This is a genomic window from Streptomyces sp. bgisy159, from assembly GCF_965341775.1.
Classification (GTDB): domain Bacteria; phylum Actinomycetota; class Actinomycetes; order Streptomycetales; family Streptomycetaceae; genus Streptomyces.
Genome location: NZ_CBDQZH010000008.1, coordinates 57,491 through 72,470 on the forward strand (window position 1 = coordinate 57,491; position 14,980 = coordinate 72,470).

11 protein-coding genes and 1 pseudogene are annotated in these 14,980 nt (G+C 73.1%); 3 read left to right on the forward strand and 9 right to left on the reverse strand.

The window, feature by feature from the left end; genetic code table 11:
* Window positions 1-28: 28 nt before the first annotated feature.
* From ACSLTV_RS10740 to rpsA, 4 genes are all read right to left on the reverse strand, one after another.
* Window positions 29-409 (reverse strand): tetratricopeptide repeat protein, encoded by a 381-nt coding sequence (locus ACSLTV_RS10740; RefSeq protein ID WP_432136038.1) that lies wholly within the window; start codon window positions 407-409, stop codon window positions 29-31.
* A 66-nt stretch (window positions 410-475) separates the two neighbouring features.
* Window positions 476-1,102, reverse strand: coding sequence for a dephospho-CoA kinase (coaE, locus tag ACSLTV_RS10745; RefSeq protein ID WP_432136037.1), 627 nt, complete (start codon window positions 1,100-1,102; stop codon window positions 476-478).
* Window positions 1,103-1,146: 44 nt separating this feature from the next.
* Window positions 1,147-2,085 (reverse strand): PAC2 family protein, encoded by a 939-nt coding sequence (locus tag ACSLTV_RS10750; protein ID WP_432136036.1) that lies wholly within the window; start codon window positions 2,083-2,085, stop codon window positions 1,147-1,149.
* A 163-nt stretch (window positions 2,086-2,248) separates the two neighbouring features.
* Window positions 2,249-3,742 carry a 30S ribosomal protein S1 gene (rpsA, locus tag ACSLTV_RS10755; RefSeq protein ID WP_432136035.1) on the reverse strand — a complete coding sequence of 498 codons (1,494 nt, stop codon included), beginning with the start codon at window positions 3,740-3,742 and terminating at the stop codon, window positions 2,249-2,251.
* 365 nt (window positions 3,743-4,107) lie between these two features.
* On the opposite strand from rpsA, the gene ACSLTV_RS10760 reads away from it, so the two are divergent.
* Window positions 4,108-4,944 (forward strand): class I SAM-dependent methyltransferase, encoded by an 837-nt coding sequence (locus ACSLTV_RS10760; protein WP_432136083.1) that lies wholly within the window; start codon window positions 4,108-4,110, stop codon window positions 4,942-4,944.
* A gap of 4 nt (window positions 4,945-4,948) precedes the next feature.
* A pseudogene (gene hrpB / locus ACSLTV_RS10765) lies at window positions 4,949-7,443 on the forward strand (ATP-dependent helicase HrpB).
* Here hrpB and ACSLTV_RS10770 read toward each other — a convergent pair.
* The 3 genes from ACSLTV_RS10770 to ACSLTV_RS10780 all read right to left on the reverse strand — a co-directional run bounded on the left by ACSLTV_RS10770 (window position 7,433) and on the right by ACSLTV_RS10780 (window position 10,554).
* Window positions 7,433-8,425, reverse strand: coding sequence for a DUF3068 domain-containing protein (locus tag ACSLTV_RS10770; protein ID WP_432136033.1), 993 nt, complete (start codon window positions 8,423-8,425; stop codon window positions 7,433-7,435). The pseudogene hrpB and the gene ACSLTV_RS10770 overlap by 11 nt on opposite strands.
* A 21-nt stretch (window positions 8,426-8,446) precedes the next feature.
* A complete protein-coding gene (locus ACSLTV_RS10775) occupies window positions 8,447-8,581 on the reverse strand; it encodes an SPW_0924 family protein (RefSeq protein WP_432136032.1) in 135 nt (44 codons plus the stop codon).
* Window positions 8,582-8,730: 149 nt separating this feature from the next.
* A complete protein-coding gene (locus ACSLTV_RS10780) occupies window positions 8,731-10,554 on the reverse strand; it encodes a lytic transglycosylase domain-containing protein (RefSeq protein ID WP_435612025.1) in 1,824 nt (607 codons plus the stop codon).
* Window positions 10,555-10,767: 213 nt separating this feature from the next.
* Between ACSLTV_RS10780 and ACSLTV_RS10785 the strand changes: the two genes are divergently transcribed.
* On the forward strand, window positions 10,768-11,667 hold the full coding sequence (locus ACSLTV_RS10785; RefSeq protein WP_435612026.1) for a DUF4184 family protein: 900 nt from the start codon (window positions 10,768-10,770) through the stop codon (window positions 11,665-11,667).
* On the opposite strand, the gene ACSLTV_RS10790 is transcribed toward ACSLTV_RS10785, so the two are convergent.
* Window positions 11,633-11,989, reverse strand: coding sequence for a hypothetical protein (locus tag ACSLTV_RS10790; RefSeq protein ID WP_432136029.1), 357 nt, complete (start codon window positions 11,987-11,989; stop codon window positions 11,633-11,635). The genes ACSLTV_RS10785 and ACSLTV_RS10790 overlap by 35 nt on opposite strands.
* Window positions 11,990-12,228: 239 nt before the next feature.
* Window positions 12,229-14,955 carry a DNA polymerase I gene (gene polA / locus ACSLTV_RS10795; protein WP_432156597.1) on the reverse strand — a complete coding sequence of 909 codons (2,727 nt, stop codon included), beginning with the start codon at window positions 14,953-14,955 and terminating at the stop codon, window positions 12,229-12,231.
* Window positions 14,956-14,980: the final 25 nt, after the last annotated feature.

Consider the following 14,980-nt stretch of genomic DNA (forward strand, 5'->3'; position numbering starts at 1 on the left):
GTGCGGGGTCCGGCGGCGGGAGGGCGGGTCAGCTGTCGAAGCGCGCGGCCTTGAGGTACTCCGGGTTCGGATCCAGCGCCGCGGCCAGCCGGAAGTGACGCGTGGCCTGATCGTCGCGGCCCTGGCGCTGGTAGGTCCGGGCGAGGGCGAAGTGCGCGAAGGCGTTGTCCGGTTCCCGCTCCAGGACGATGGTGAACTCGAGTTCCGCCGGGCGCAGCTGTGCGGCGGCGAAGAACGCGCGGGCCCTCAGCAGTCGGGCGGCGGTGTTCTCGGGGTGGGCGGCGATGACGCCGTCGAGGAGTTTCACGGCGCCTCGGGGATCCCGGGCGGCGAGCAGTTGCTCGGCGGCGCGGAAGTCAATGACATGGGTCTCCGGAGTGCGTCCGGTCGAACCGCTGGTTTCGGCCACGGAGAATCCCTTCCCTGAGTGCACTGGTCCAACGCCCGCAGCGGACAACCCTATTCCGCGCGGACGTCATCCCCGCCCGGTCGGCCCCGCCGACGCCGTTCGCGCCCGCTCCGTCAGTTGTGCCCACACCTGTCGCACACGCAGTTGCAGTTCCGGCAGCGGTACGTCGTTGTCGATCACGATGTCGGCGATCTTCCGGCGTTCGTCGCGGGTCGCCTGGGCGGCCATGCGCGCGCGGGCGTCCGCCTCGGTCATGCCGCGCAACCGCACCAGCCGGTCGAGCTGGGTGGCGGGGTCGGTGTCGACGACGATGACGACGTCGTACAGGGAGGCGAGGCCGTTCTCGGTGAGGAGCGGGACGTCGTGGACGACCACCGCGTCCTCGGGGGCTGCCTCTTCCAGGGCGCGGGAGCGGGCGCCGACCAGGGGGTGCACGATCGAGTTGAGCAGGGCGAGTTTGTCGGGGTCGGCGAAGACGAGGGAGCCCAGCTTGGGCCGGTCGAGGCTGCCGTCGGGGGTCAGTACGCCGGTGCCGAACGCGTCGACGACGGCCGCGAGGCCGGGGGTGCCGGGGGCGACGACGTCACGCGCGATGCGGTCCGCGTCGATCAGCACGGCCCCGCACTCGACGAGCAGCCGTGACACCTCGCTCTTGCCGGCGCCGATCCCGCCGGTCAGGCCCACTGTCAGCATGGGCGCAAGCTTAGGCTCTGCGGGCGGGGCGGCACCGCCCGGTGTCAGCCGTCGCCTTCCCGCTCGGCGAGGAATCGCTCGAACTCGCGGCCGATCTCGTCGGCCGACGGGATGTCCACCGGCTCGGCGAGCATGTTGCCGCGGGTCTCGGCCCCTGCGACGGCGTCGTACTGGTGCTCCAGGCCTTCGACCAGGGCGGTCAGTTCCTCGTCGCCTTCGCGGATCTGGCGGTCGATCTCGGTCTGGGTTCGGTGGGCGTCGGTGCGCAGTGTGTGGGCGACGCCCGGCAGGACCAGGCCGGTGGCGGCCGTGATGGCCTCCAGGACGGTCAGGGCCGCGTCGGGGTAGGGGGACCGGGCGATGTAGTGGGGGACGTGCGCGGCGACGCCCAGGACGTCGTGGCCGGCTTCCATGAGGCGGTACTCGACAAGGGACTCGGCGCTGCCGGGCACCTGGGCCTCGTCGAAGGGGCTGCGGTGGCCGGGCACCAGGTCGGTGCGGTTGCCGTGGGGGGTGAGGCCCACGGGGCGGGTGTGCGGGACGCCCATGGGGATGCCGTGGAAGTTGACCGAGAGGCGGACCCCGAGCCGTTCCACGATCTCCCGTACGGCGGCGGCGAAGCGTTCCCATTCCACGTCCGGTTCGGGGCCGGACAGCAGCAGGAAGGGTGCTCCGGTGGCGTCCTGGACGATGCGGACCTCGATCGCGGGCTCCTCGTACGCCGTCCAGCGGTCGCGCCGGAAGGTGAGCAGCGGGCGGCGGGCCCGGTAGTCGACCAGTCGGTCGTGGTCGAAGCGGGCGACGACCTGGTGGGGCAGCGCGTCGAGGAGCCGGTCGACGATCTGGTCGCCCGTCTCTCCCGCGTCGATGTATCCGTCGAAGTGGTAGAGCATGACAAGTCCGGCCGACTCCTGGGCGAGCGCCATGTCGACGACGGCCAGGCCCTTCGGCTCCCATGCGTACAAACCCTGCGGATCAAGCACTTGGACCGCTCCTCCTCGTGTTCACGGTGAACAACGAGATACAGCGCGTGTGCATTCCCGTGATCGTGAATTCGCCGGTCTCGGGTGCCGTGGGTACGGCCGAGGGGCCGTACCCGGACGGGTACGGCCCCTCGGCTGGTGGCTGAGCCTCAGCGGTGGGCGGTCAGCTCTGGCCGCCGGCCAGCTTCTCGCGCAGGGCGGCAAGCGCCTCGTCCGAGGCCAGCGCGCCGCTGTTGTCGGCACCCTCGGAGGAGTACGAGCCACCACCGGTCGCGGCCGGAGCGGCGGCCTCGCCACCCTCGGCAGCCGCCTTCTCGTCCGCCTCGCGGGACTTGATGACCTGCGCCTGGTGCTGCTCGAAGCGGGACTGCGCCTCGGCGTACTGGCGCTCCCACTCCTCGCGCTGCTTCTCGTAGCCCTCGAGCCAGTCGTTGGTCTCGGGGTCGAAGCCCTCGGGGTAGATGTAGTTGCCCTGGTCGTCGTAGGACGCGGCCATGCCGTACAGGGTCGGGTCGAACTCGACCACGGACGGGTCGGCACCGAAGGCCTCGTTGGCCTGCTTCAGCGAGAGGCTGATGCGGCGGCGCTCGAGGTCGATGTCGATGACCTTGACGAAGATCTCGTCGTTGACCTGGACGACCTGCTCCGGGATCTCCACGTGGCGCTCGGCCAGCTCGGAGATGTGGACCAGACCCTCGATGCCCTCGTCGACGCGGACGAACGCACCGAACGGAACCAGCTTCGTGACCTTGCCGGGCACGACCTGGCCGATCTGGTGGGTGCGGGCGAACTGCTGCCACGGGTCTTCCTGGGTCGCCTTCAGCGACAGGGAGACACGCTCGCGGTCCATGTCCACGTCGAGGACCTCGACGGTGACTTCCTGGCCGACCTCGACGACCTCGGACGGGTGGTCGATGTGCTTCCAGGACAGCTCGGAGACGTGGACCAGGCCGTCGACGCCACCGAGGTCCACGAAGGCACCGAAGTTGACGATCGAGGAGACCACGCCGGAGCGGACCTGACCCTTCTGGAGGGTCGTGAGGAACGTCTGGCGGACCTCGGACTGGGTCTGCTCCAGCCAGGCGCGACGGGACAGGACCACGTTGTTGCGGTTCTTGTCCAGCTCGATGATCTTGGCCTCGAGCTCCTTGCCGACGTACGGCTGGAGGTCGCGGACACGGCGCATCTCGACGAGGGAGGCCGGCAGGAAGCCACGGAGGCCGATGTCGAGGATGAGACCACCCTTGACGACCTCGATGACGGTACCGGTGACGATGCCGTCCTCTTCCTTGATCTTCTCGATGGTGCCCCAGGCCCGCTCGTACTGGGCGCGCTTCTTCGAGAGGATCAGGCGGCCTTCCTTGTCCTCCTTCTGGAGGACCAGGGCCTCGATCTCGTCTCCGACGGCGACGACCTCGTTGGGGTCGACGTCGTGCTTGATCGAGAGCTCGCGGCTCGGGATGACACCTTCGGTCTTGTAACCGATGTCGAGCAGGACCTCGTCCCGGTCGACCTTCACGATGACGCCGTCGACGATGTCGCCGTCGTTGAAGTACTTGATCGTCTCGTCGATCGCGGCGAGGAAGGCTTCCTCGTTACCGATGTCGTTGACCGCAACCTGCGGGGTGGTGGCGGTGGTCTCGGTGCTGCTCGTCATGTGGGAAAGGGCTCCGGTACGGACATTGAAGTCGTAGGTACTGCTTACGCCGGGAGCCCGTTTCGCTCTGCAGAAGCCGGACAGCCAAGGAAGCGCCTCACCGAAACGGTGATGGCGCCTCGACAACCGAGGGGACATACAACAGATGCGAGCGCAGCCTGCTACGTCTGAGGTGCGCAGGCCCGCAGCGCAACTTGTAGCATACGGGGGCAGCCGGACATGGTCAATGCGCGAAGGCGCCCACCAGGGGTGGATCGCCGCATACCCGGCACACAACCTGTCCCCCGGGTCCGCGCAGGGCGCGAGGAGCCCCGCGGGTCTCACCCCCCGGACGGGTTGGACGGAAGAGTACGACGAGGGAGCCGATCATCCAAGAGCCCGTATCGTCCGAGCACGCGCCCGCCGCCCAGACCGAGCCGGAGGCCACGCGGCGTGACGCCGGCGTCGCCGAGAGCTCCCGGGCCAACCGGGGCTGGTGGGACCGCAACGCGGACGAGTACCAGACCGAGCACGGCACGTTCCTCGGGGACGACCGGTTCGTGTGGGGCCCGGAGGGCCTGGACGAGGTCGAGGCGGAGCTCCTCGGACCGCCGGAGGAGCTGACGGGCCGGGACGTCCTGGAGATCGGCGCGGGCGCGGCGCAGTGCGCGCGCTGGCTGGCCGCACAGGGCGCCCGCCCGGTCGCCCTGGACCTCTCCCACCGCCAGCTCCAGCACGCGCTGCGCATCGGCTCCGCGTTCCCGCTGGTGTGCGCGGACGCGGGGGCACTGCCCTTCGCGGACGGCTCCTTCGACCTGGCCTGCTCGGCGTACGGGGCGCTGCCCTTCGTCGCGGATCCGCGGCAGGTGCTGGGCGAGGTGCGCCGGGTGCTGCGCCCGGGCGGCCGGTTCGTGTTCTCGGTGACGCATCCGATCCGCTGGGCGTTCCCGGACGAGCCGGGCCCGGAGGGGCTGAGCGTGGCGGGCTCGTACTTCGACCGCACGCCGTACGTCGAGCAGGACGGGCGGGGTGCCGCGGTCTACGTGGAGCACCACCGCACGCTGGGCGACCGGGTGCGCGACATCGTGGCGTCCGGTTTCCGGCTGGTGGACCTGGTGGAGCCGGAGTGGCCGGCCTGGAACACCTCGGAGTGGGGCGGCTGGTCGCCGCTGCGCGGGAGTCTGATCCCGGGCACGGCGATCTTCGCGTGTGTACGGGACTGACGGCGTGATCCGTCACGACGCGCTGGAGGCGCTGCCCGTACGCGGTGCCCTGCCCGCGCTGGAGGACGCTCTGGCGGGCCACGGCGCCGCCGTGCTGGTGGCGCCGCCCGGGACCGGGAAGACGACCCTGGTGCCGCTCGCGCTGGCCGGTCTGCCGGGCGGGGGGCCCGCCCGGCGGGTGGTGGTCGCCGAGCCGCGGCGGATCGCGGCCCGGGCCGCCGCCCGGCGCATGGCGTGGCTGCTGGGCGAGCGGGTCGGGGAGACGTCGGCTACACGGTGCGCGGGGAGCGCGTCGTCGGGCGCCGCGCGCGCGTGGAGGTCGTCACGACCGGTGTGCTGCTGCAGCGGTTGCAGCGCGACCAGGAGCTGGCGGGTGTCGACGTCGTGGTGCTCGACGAGTGCCACGAGCGGCATCTGGACGCGGACACGGCGGCGGCCTTCCTGTGGGACGTGCGGCAGGCGCTGCGGCCCGAGCTGCGGCTGCTGGCCGCCTCCGCGACGACCGACGCACAGGGGTGGGCGCGGCTGCTGGGCGACGCCCCGGTGGTGGCGGCGGAGGGCGTGGCGCACCCGGTGGAGGTCGTGTGGGCGCCGCCGGCCCGGCCGGTTCGGCCACCGCACGGTGTGCGGGTGGATCCGGCGCTGCTGGCGCACGTGGCGTCGGTGGTGCGGCGGGCGCTGGCCGAGCGGTCCGGGGACGTGCTGTGCTTCCTGCCCGGTGTGGGGGAGATCGCGCGGGTCGCGGCGCAGTTGGGGGATCTGGGCGGGGTGACGGTGCTCCAGGTGCACGGGCGGGCGCCGGCGGCCGTGCAGGACGCGGTGCTCACGCGGGGCACGGAGCGGCGGGTGGTGCTGGCGACGTCGGTGGCGGAGTCGTCGCTGACGGTGCCGGGTGTCCGGGTGGTGGTGGATTCGGGGCTGGCGCGCGAGCCGCGGGTGGACCACGCGCGCGGGCTGAGCGCGCTGGCGACGGTGCGGGCCTCGCGGGCGTCCGGGCGGCAGCGGGCGGGCCGGGCCGGGCGGGAGGCGCCGGGCACGGTGTACCGCTGCTGGACGGAGGCGGAGGACGCCCGGCTGCCGGGTTTTCCGGCCCCGGAGATCAAGGTGGCGGATCTGACGGCGTTCGCCCTGCAGGCGGCGTGCTGGGGCGATCCGCAGGCGTCGGGGCTGGCGCTGCTGGATCCGCCGCCGGCCGGGGCGATGGCGGCGGCCCGCTCGGTGCTGTCGGCGGTCGGTGCGGTGGACGGCGCCGGGCGGGTCACGGAGCGTGGGGCGCGGCTGGCCCGGCTGGGCCTGCACCCCCGGCTCGGGCGGGCCCTGCTGGACACGGGCGGTGAGGGTGCCGACGTCGTGGCGCTGCTGTCCGAGGAGGCGCCGCGGGAGTACGGGGACGATCTCGGTGGGGTGCTGCGGGCCGCCCGGCGCGGGGGTGACGCGTACGGCGCGCGGTGGCGGGCGGAGGCGCGGCGGCTGCGGGCTGTCGCCGGGGAGGGCTCCGGGTCGGCGGGGCTGCCGGTGGCGGCCGACGGTGACCGCTTCCCGGGGCTCGTGGCCGCGCTGGCCTTTCCCGAGCGGGTGGCCAGGGCCGACGGCGGGTCGTACCTGATGGCGTCGGGGACGCGCGCGGAGCTCGCCGAGGGTTCCCCGCTGCACGGCGCGCCGTGGATCGTCGTGGCGGTCGCCGACCGCCCTGCGGGGAGGGGTCACGCGCGCGTGCGGCTGGGGGCGGTCGTCGACGAGGACGTCGCGCGGTTCGCCGCCGGTGCGCTGCTCGACGAGCGGAAGGAGGTGCGCTGGGCCGACGGCGATGTCGTGGCCCGGCGGGTGACACGGCTGGGGACGATCGAGCTGGCGGCGCGGCCGTTGCGTGATGCCGACCCGGCCCTGGTGCGCGGCGCCTTGCTGGAGGGGTTGCGGCGGGAGGGGCTGGGGCTGCTGCGCTGGTCGGCGGAGGCGGTCGGGCTGCGGCAGCGGCTGGCGTTCCTGCGGCTGCGGCTGGGCGAGCCCTGGCCCGACGTGGGTGACGAGGCGCTGCACGCGCGCGTGGACGAGTGGCTGGAGCCGGAGCTGGGCAGGGCGCGGCGGCGGGCCGACCTCGGGCGGATCGACGCGGGGGCGGCGCTGGGGCGGCTGCTGCCGTGGGCCTCGGGGGAGGCCGGGCGGCTGGACGAGTTGGCGCCGGAGCGGATCACCGTGCCGAGCGGGTCGCGGATCCGGGTCGACTACACGGATCCGGAGCGTCCGGTGCTCGCCGTCAAGCTGCAGGAGATGTTCGGGCTGCAGGAGTCGCCGCGGGTCGCGGGGGTGCCGTTGCTGGTGCACCTGTTGTCGCCGGCAGGACGGCCCGCCGCCGTGACCGCCGATCTGGCGTCGTTCTGGCGGGACGGGTATCAGGGGGTGCGGGCGGAGTTGCGCGGCCGGTATCCCAAGCATCCGTGGCCGCAGGATCCGGCGGGTGCCGAGCCGACCCGGCACACCCGGGCGCGGCTCAGGCGCTGACGGTTTCCGGAGCGGTGGGTTCTGCGGGGGACGGTGCGGTGGAGCGGCGGCCGCGGGCCTCGACGTGGAGGGAGAGGGCCAGCAGGAGCGTGCCGAGGGCGAGGAACCCGGCGGGCAGGTAGGTCCTGAGCGCGAGCACCGCGGTGCGGTTGGATCTGACCAGGTCGACGGTGTGCCGGACGTAGTCCTCGCGCATCTTGACGTGCCCGGCGAACGCGGTGACCTTGTCCCGGTCGCCGAGGAGGGTGCCGCCGCGCAGTTCCTCGCGGTGGATCTCCTCGCCGTAGACGGGCGCCCCGGTGACCGGTTCGACCCAGAACTTGCGGACGGTGGTGTACCAGCGGGTGGTGCCGGTCCTGGCGACCGTCTCGGGGGTGATGCCCTGGACGGGCATGGTCCTGGGCATGGGGACCCGGGTCCAGGGGATCGTCTGTTCGAAGTAGTAGACCTTCAGGCCGCGGAAGGTGCGGGTGCCCTGGTAATGGATGGGCGCGCTGGTGCGGGTCTGGGCGTCGAAGTACTCGTAGTCGCGTTTTTCGGTCAGGAACGGCCATTTGAACTCGATGCCGGTGCGTTGCACCGGGTCGCCGTCGACGGACTCGCCGGTGGCGTGGACGGGTTCCTGGGTGTGGGCGTCGAAGATGTAGCGCTCGGGGACGCGGGAGACCATCTTGCCGTCGGGCCCCTGGACGTAGGAGAGGCCGTCCCAGACGACGACGTCGCGGCCTGCGGTCCGCTCGATCCGCTCGGACTCCTCGACGTCGCCCTTGAGGGTCTGGACGATGGTGACCTCGGGGACGGTGCGGGCGGTCATGGTGGCGTAGTCGAGGAGGGTGGCGTCGCGCGCCTGGAGGACCATGGTCTGGTAGGTGTTCGGGGGGACCTTCGCCAGGCGCGGGAAGGCGTACCAGCGCAGCAGGGGGGCCAGCGCCGTGAAGAACACGGCGAGGGCGAGGAGGATCAGGCCGGCTCTGCGGCGCATCTCGGGCTCCCTCCCGGGCGGTCACGGGTGTGCCGGCACCGTCGTCAGCAGGGGTTGCGGGGAGGTGCCGCCCGTGGGGGTGCCCAGGGCGGTGAGGGCGAGGACGGCGGCGACCGCGACGGCGAGACCGGTGGCGGCGGCGATCAGGGCGCGCATGCGGTCCCTCCCGGACCCTGAGGTGTCTGATGCGGCGTCAGGTCGGGCACCGTAGCAAGGGACGGTTGAGAAGAGAACAGGTCGTGCACGAGGGACGGCGGCGCCCCCTTCGAGGGGGGGCGCCGCCGTCGGTCGTGCGGGTGGGCGTGCTACGCGCCGCCGGTGGACTCCGAGGGTGACGGGCTCGTGGACGGGGACGGGCTCGCGGACGGGGACGGGCTCGCGGACGGGGACGGCGACGGGCTCGCCGACGGGGATTCGGTGGCCTCCGCGACGGTCAGTTCGACGGTCAGGGTGGCGCCGCCGGGTGTCGTGATGCGCAGCAGGTAGGTGCCGGCGGTGTCGTCCGCGTACAGCTTCGGCAGCTTCAGCAGGCCGTCGGCGTCGGTCTTCAGGCTGACGGTGCGTACGGGCTTGTCGTCGGCGTCCTTGAAGTAGGGGCCCTTGTCGTTCTCGGTGGGGTCGTCGGCCGCCTTGACGAGGGTGGCGGTGGCGGCGACTTCGTCGGCGACGGCTCCCCGGTAGGTGGCCTTCACCTCGACCTGCTCGGTGAACGAGCCGCCCGGCACGCACGTCAGCGCGGTGCCGGTGGTGCGGGTGAGGGTGTCGGCGGCGCGCTGGGTGACGGTGGCGGTGTAGGTGACGGGCGTGACCGAGCGGCCCACGAGGGTGGCGCTGACCTTGAAGGTGCCGGTCTTCTCGCCTGCCCGCAGGGCGGGCGCCAGGGCGACGCCGGTGCCGTCCGTGATGATCGTGGCGACGGTCTCGCCGCCCTCGAAGGTGGCGTCGGTGTCGCCGCTGATGGTGAAACGGATCCGGACCTTCGCGACGGGCCGGCCGGTGGCGGTCTCGGCACGGGTGCCGATCCGCTCGGCATAGGTGTCGCCGGCCATCGCGCTCAGCGCGGTGCCGCCCTCGGCCTCCAGGTGGTGGACCGACTCGGTGGGGGTGACCGGCGGGGTCATGGTGCCCGGCGGTGTGGGGGGCGGGGTGGTGGTGCCGGTGCCGGGCGGGGTCGGGTCGGGAGCCGGGGTGGCGGGCTTCGGGGTCGACGGCGGCTTCGGCGTCGCGGGCGGGCTCGGCTCCGGCTCGGGCGTGACCGGTCGGGCCGGCGTGGTGCCCGTGCCGGTCCCGCCACCGCTGGGGTGGGAGGGCAGGGTGCCCGTGCCGTCCGGGATCTCGTGGGTGCCCTTGCGGTAGTACTCCAGCCAGGACAGGACCGTGTGCAGGTACTCGGTGGAGTTGTTGTAGCTGAGGATCGCCTTGCGCAGGTCCGCGGTCGTGGACAGGTCCCAGCCGAAGCGGCACAGGTAGTTGCCGGCGGCGAGGGCGGCGTCGTAGACGTTGTTCGGGTCGGACCGGCCGTCGCCGTTGCCGTCCCGGCCCGCCCACTCCCACGTGGAGGGGATGAACTGCATGGGGCCGACCGCGCGGTCGTACCTGCTGTCGCCGTCGTAGGCACCGTTGTCGGTGTCGGAGATGTTGGCGAAGCCGTTGCCGTCGAGGACCGGGCCGAGGATCGGCGAGTAGGTGGTGCCGTCGGCGCTCACGCGGCCGCCGCGGGCCTGGCCCGACTCCACCTTGCCGATGGCGGCGAGCAGTTGCCAGGGCAGGTTGCAGCCCGGCTTGGACGTGGCGAGGGAGGCCTCGGCCTTCTTGTAGGCGTCCAGGACGGTCGCGGGTATGCCGGCCTCGGTCGAGCCGGCGGCCGGCGTGGGGCCGGCGGTACCGGTACCCGGCGCGGGGCTGGGGCTGTTGAGCGGCGGCAGGTCCGTGTAGTAGAACGAGTCGCCGCTGGCGTTGTCGTCGGCCGACTCGTCGGGTGTGGGCAGTGTGTCGGCGGCGCTCTGTCTGCCCTGGTCGTCCGTGGTGACGCCGGGAGCCTGGGACGCGGAGAGTGCCGCGACCGCCGCCGCCGCGACGGCGGTGGTGACCGCCCCCTTGCGCAGCCGCCTGCCGATGAGCGCCGCCATGTAACCGAACCCCTCCCCTGGACGCCCGAGCGCCCGTCTCCGTCTCCTGTTGTACTCAGGCGACCCTACGACAACTTCTTTTGAGCCGGGAGCCAGTTCGCGCCGAGGTTTGCCCGGCGGGCCGGGCGCATGGGGGCTCGGCCGGCTCACGCATACTGGGCGGGCCGGTCGGCGGGTCCGCCGGCCCGTCAACGTCCTTTCCCGGGAGCCGTGTTGCCGTTCACCCTGAGTCATGCGGCGGCGGTGCTGCCCGCCGTGCGCGCCGACGGCAGCGGACGGGCGCGGCTGGTGCCGGCCGTCCTCGTCTCGGGTTCCTTCGCTCCCGACATGACCTATTACGCGGCAAGTGCCGTACCCGGCGCGATGGGGTTCGGGGACGTCACCCACTCCGTCGCCGGGGTGTTCACCGTCGACGTGCTCGTCGCCTGGCTGCTGACGGCGCTGTGGCTGCTGGTGCGCGAGCCGCTGGTGGCGCTGGCGCCGCGGGAGCGGCAGGGGCCGGTGGCCGCCCTGACGCGCTGCGGTGCGCCCCGCGCACGGGTACGGCCGCCTCTCCTGCTGTGGTGGTACGTCTCCGCCGCGCTCGGTGCGCTGACCCACGTGGTGTGGGACGCGTTCACCCATCACGGCCGGTGGGGCGTGCGGCTGTTCCCGGTGCTGGGCGGGACGGTGGCCGGTTCACCGCTGTACCGGTGTCTGCAGTACGGCGGTTCGGTGGTCGCGGCCGGGGTGATCGCGGTGTTCGTCGGCCGCGCGCTGCGGCGTGCGCCGTCGTGCGGGCCGACCGGTGTGCCCATGCTGTCGGTCCGGGTCCGTTGGTGGGCCGGGGTGCTGGTCGGGGGCTGTGCGCTGGCGGCGGCGGCACGGCGGGCGACCGTGTGGTGGGACGGCCGGGGGCCCCGGGACGAGCTGTGGGAGGTCGTCCCCACGGTGTGCTTCGGAGCGGGCGCCGGGCTGGCCGCCGGGCTCCTCGGGTACGCCGTCGCGGTGCGGGTGCGTCGTCCGGCCGCCCCGGGCCCGGGAGGCACCGGAGCGCCGAACGCGGAGGCGGAGGCGGAGGCGGAGGCGGCGGCGGCGGTCAGCGTGGTGCCGGGCGGTCCGCCGACGCGATGAACACCGTCAGGGAGCGCCGGGTACGGCGCAGGGTGCGCGGCCTGGGGAGCCGGTTCAGGGCGCCGAGCGCGAGGTCGGCGCAGCCGCGGGCCAGTTGCCACGCCGTGCCGTCCCGGAGGCGGTCGAGCCGTCGGCGCACGGGGGCGGTGGTGTCGCGGAGCAGCGTGCGCGGGGTTGCGGGGAGGCGGGGGGCGGCGGCGCCGAGGGCGACCGCGCGGAGTGGCCCGGAGGGGGCCGCGTCGGGGTTGACCTGCGTGTCTGCGGTCGCCGTGGCGTCAACGCGTGCGGTAGCCGTCCGGCGGTGAAGCATGCGTATACCCATGGCGGCATCCTGGCGGGCGGTGGGGGCGGGGGCCTTTCGGCGGGGGCCACGCGGGTGAGGGAGCCCGCGGTGCGGCGGCGGGTGCGGGCCGGGGGCACCGGTGGCCGGCCCGCGGTGCGCGAAGGCGGTCGGGAGGCGGGGACGCGCGGGGGCGCAGGGACGGGCGGGGCGGCCGGGTGCCCGTCCCTACGGTGGGGTTCGCCCCTCGGAAGGGTGTCGGACCGCCCCTCGGAAGGGTGTCAGTGGGCGGCGGACTCCCAGTCGGAGCCCGCGCCCACCGAGACGTCGAGGGGAGCCCGCAGCCGGACCGCCTCGGTCATCCGGTGGCGGACCAGCTCCTCCACGGCCGCGCGCTCGCCGGGGGCGATCTCCAGGACGATCTCGTCGTGGACCTGCAGCAGCATCCGGGACTTCAGGTTCGCCTCGCGCAGGGCACCGTCCACCTTCAGCATGGCGATCTTCACGATGTCCGCCGCCGTGCCCTGGATGGGCGCGTTGAGGGCCATCCGCTCGGCGGCCTCACGGCGCTGCCGGTTGTCGCTGTTGAGGTCGGGCAGGTAGCGGCGGCGTCCGAAGAGGGTCGCCGTGTACCCGGTCGCCCGCGCCTCGTCGACGACCCGGTGCAGATAGTCCCGCACGCCACCGAAGCGGTCGAAGTACGCGTCCATCAGGGCGCGCGCCTCGGCGGCCTCGATGTTCAGCTGCTGGGACAGGCCGAACGCCGACAGGCCGTAGGCCAGGCCGTACGACATCGCCTTGATCTTGCGGCGCATCTCGGCGTCCACGGCCGAGTGCTCGACGCCGAACACCTGGGACGCGGCGGTGGTGTGCAGGTCCTCGCCGGAGGTGAACGCCTCGATGAGGCCCGCGTCCTCGGAGAGGTGGGCCATGACGCGCAGCTCGATCTGGCTGTAGTCCGCGGTCATGAGGGACTCGTAGCCCCCGCCGACGACGAAGCCGCGACGGATGGCGCGGCCCTCGTCGGTGCGGACCGGGATGTTCTGCAGGTTGGGGTCGGTGGAGGACAGCCGTCCGGTGGCCGCCACCGTCTGGTTGAAGGTGGTGTGGATGCGGCCGTCCGCCGCGATGGTCTTGATCAGGCCCTCGACGGTCACCCGCAGCTTCGCCTGCTCGCGGTGGCGGAGCATGATGACGGGCAGTTCGTTGTCCGTCTGGGTGGCGAGCCAGGCCAGGGCGTCGGCGTCGGTGGTGTAACCGGTCTTGGTCTTCTTGGTCCTGGGCAGGCCCAGTTCGCCGAAGAGGACTTCCTGGAGCTGCTTGGGCGAGCCCAGGTTGAACTCGCGCCCGGCGGCCGCGTGGGCCTCCTTCACGGCCTGCTGGACGGCGCCGGCGAACAGCTGCTCCATGGCCTCCAGGTGGGCCCGGTCGGCCGCGATGCCGTGCCGCTCCATGCGGGCGAGCAGCGCCGAGGTGGGCAGCTCCATGTCGCGCAGCAGGTCGGCCGCGCCGACGTCCTCCAGGCGGCCTCGGAACGCCTCGCCGAGGTCGAGGATCGCGCGGGCCTGCACCATGAGCGCCTCGGCCTCGGCACCCTCGTCCGCGCCGAAGGCCAGCTGGCCGTCGGCGGCCGCCGCCGGGGCGAGTTCGCGTCCCAGGTACTCCAGGGAGAGCGCGTCCAGGTCGAAGGAGCGGCGTCCGGGCTTGACCAGGTAGGCGGCGAGGGCGGTGTCCATGGCGACACCGGCGATGCTCCAGCCGTGCTCGGCGAAGACCCGCATCGCGCCCTTGACGTTGTGGAAGATCTTGCCCTGGTCGGCGTCGGCGAGCCAGGCCGCCCACGCCCTGTCGTCGGCCTCGTCCAGCTGGGCCGGGTCGAACCAGGCGGCCGCGCCGCCGGCCGCGGCGAGCGCGATCTCGGCGACCGAGCCGGCGCCCAGCGCCCAGGTGTCGACCGTGGCCACGCCGAGGGTGCCGGTGGCGTGCTCGGTGAGCCAGCCGGCCAGCTCCCCGGTGCCGAGCACCGTGCCGTCCAGCTCCACGCCGGCCGCGACGACCGGCGTCGTCTCGGCCTCCTCGGCACCGGGGTCGACGGCGAGGAGGCGCTCGCGCAGTGACGGGTTGCGGATCTCCAGGGTGTCCAGGACCATCGCGACGGCCTTGCGGTCGTAGGGCGCGCGCTCCAGGTCGGCGACCGTGCGGTCCAGCTCCACGGTGCGGACCATCTCGGTCAGGCGGCGGTTGAGCTTGACCGCCTCCAGGTGGTCGCGGAGGTTCTGGCCGGCCTTGCCCTTGACCTCGTCGACACGCTCGACCAGCTGCGCGAACGAACCGAACTGGTTGATCCACTTGGCGGCGGTCTTCTCTCCGACGCCGGGGATTCCGGGGAGGTTGTCGGAGGGGTCGCCGCGCAGGGCCGCGAAGTCGGGGTACTGGGCGGGCGTCAGGCCGTACTTCTCGATCACCTTCTCCGGGGTGAACCGGGTCAGCTCGGAGACGCCCTTGGTGGGGTACAGCACCGTGACGTTGTCGGTGATCAGCTGGAAGTTGTCGCGGTCGCCGGTGACGATCAGCACCTCGTAGCCCTCGGCCTCGGCCCTGGTCGCGAGCGTGGCGATGATGTCGTCGGCCTCGAAGCCGTCGACGGCGAAGCGCTGGGCGTGCATCGCGTCGAGCAGCTCGCCGATCAGCTCCACCTGGCCCCGGAACTCGTCCGGTGTCTTGGAACGGTTCGCCTTGTACTCCGTGAACTCCTCGGAGCGCCAGGTCTTGCGGGAGACGTCGAAGGCGACCGCGAAGTGGGTGGGTGCCTCGTCACGCAGGGTGTTGGCCAGCATCGACGCGAAGCCGTAGATCGCGTTCGTCGGCTGGCCCGTCGCGGTGGTGAAGTTCTCCGCGGGCAGCGCGAAGAACGCGCGGTAGGCCAGCGAGTGCCCGTCCATGAGCATCAGGCGCGGGCGGCTGCCGCCGGAAGGGGTGTCGGTCTTCTTCGATGCTGTCTCTGCCACGCCCCCGATCCTGCCACGCCCCACT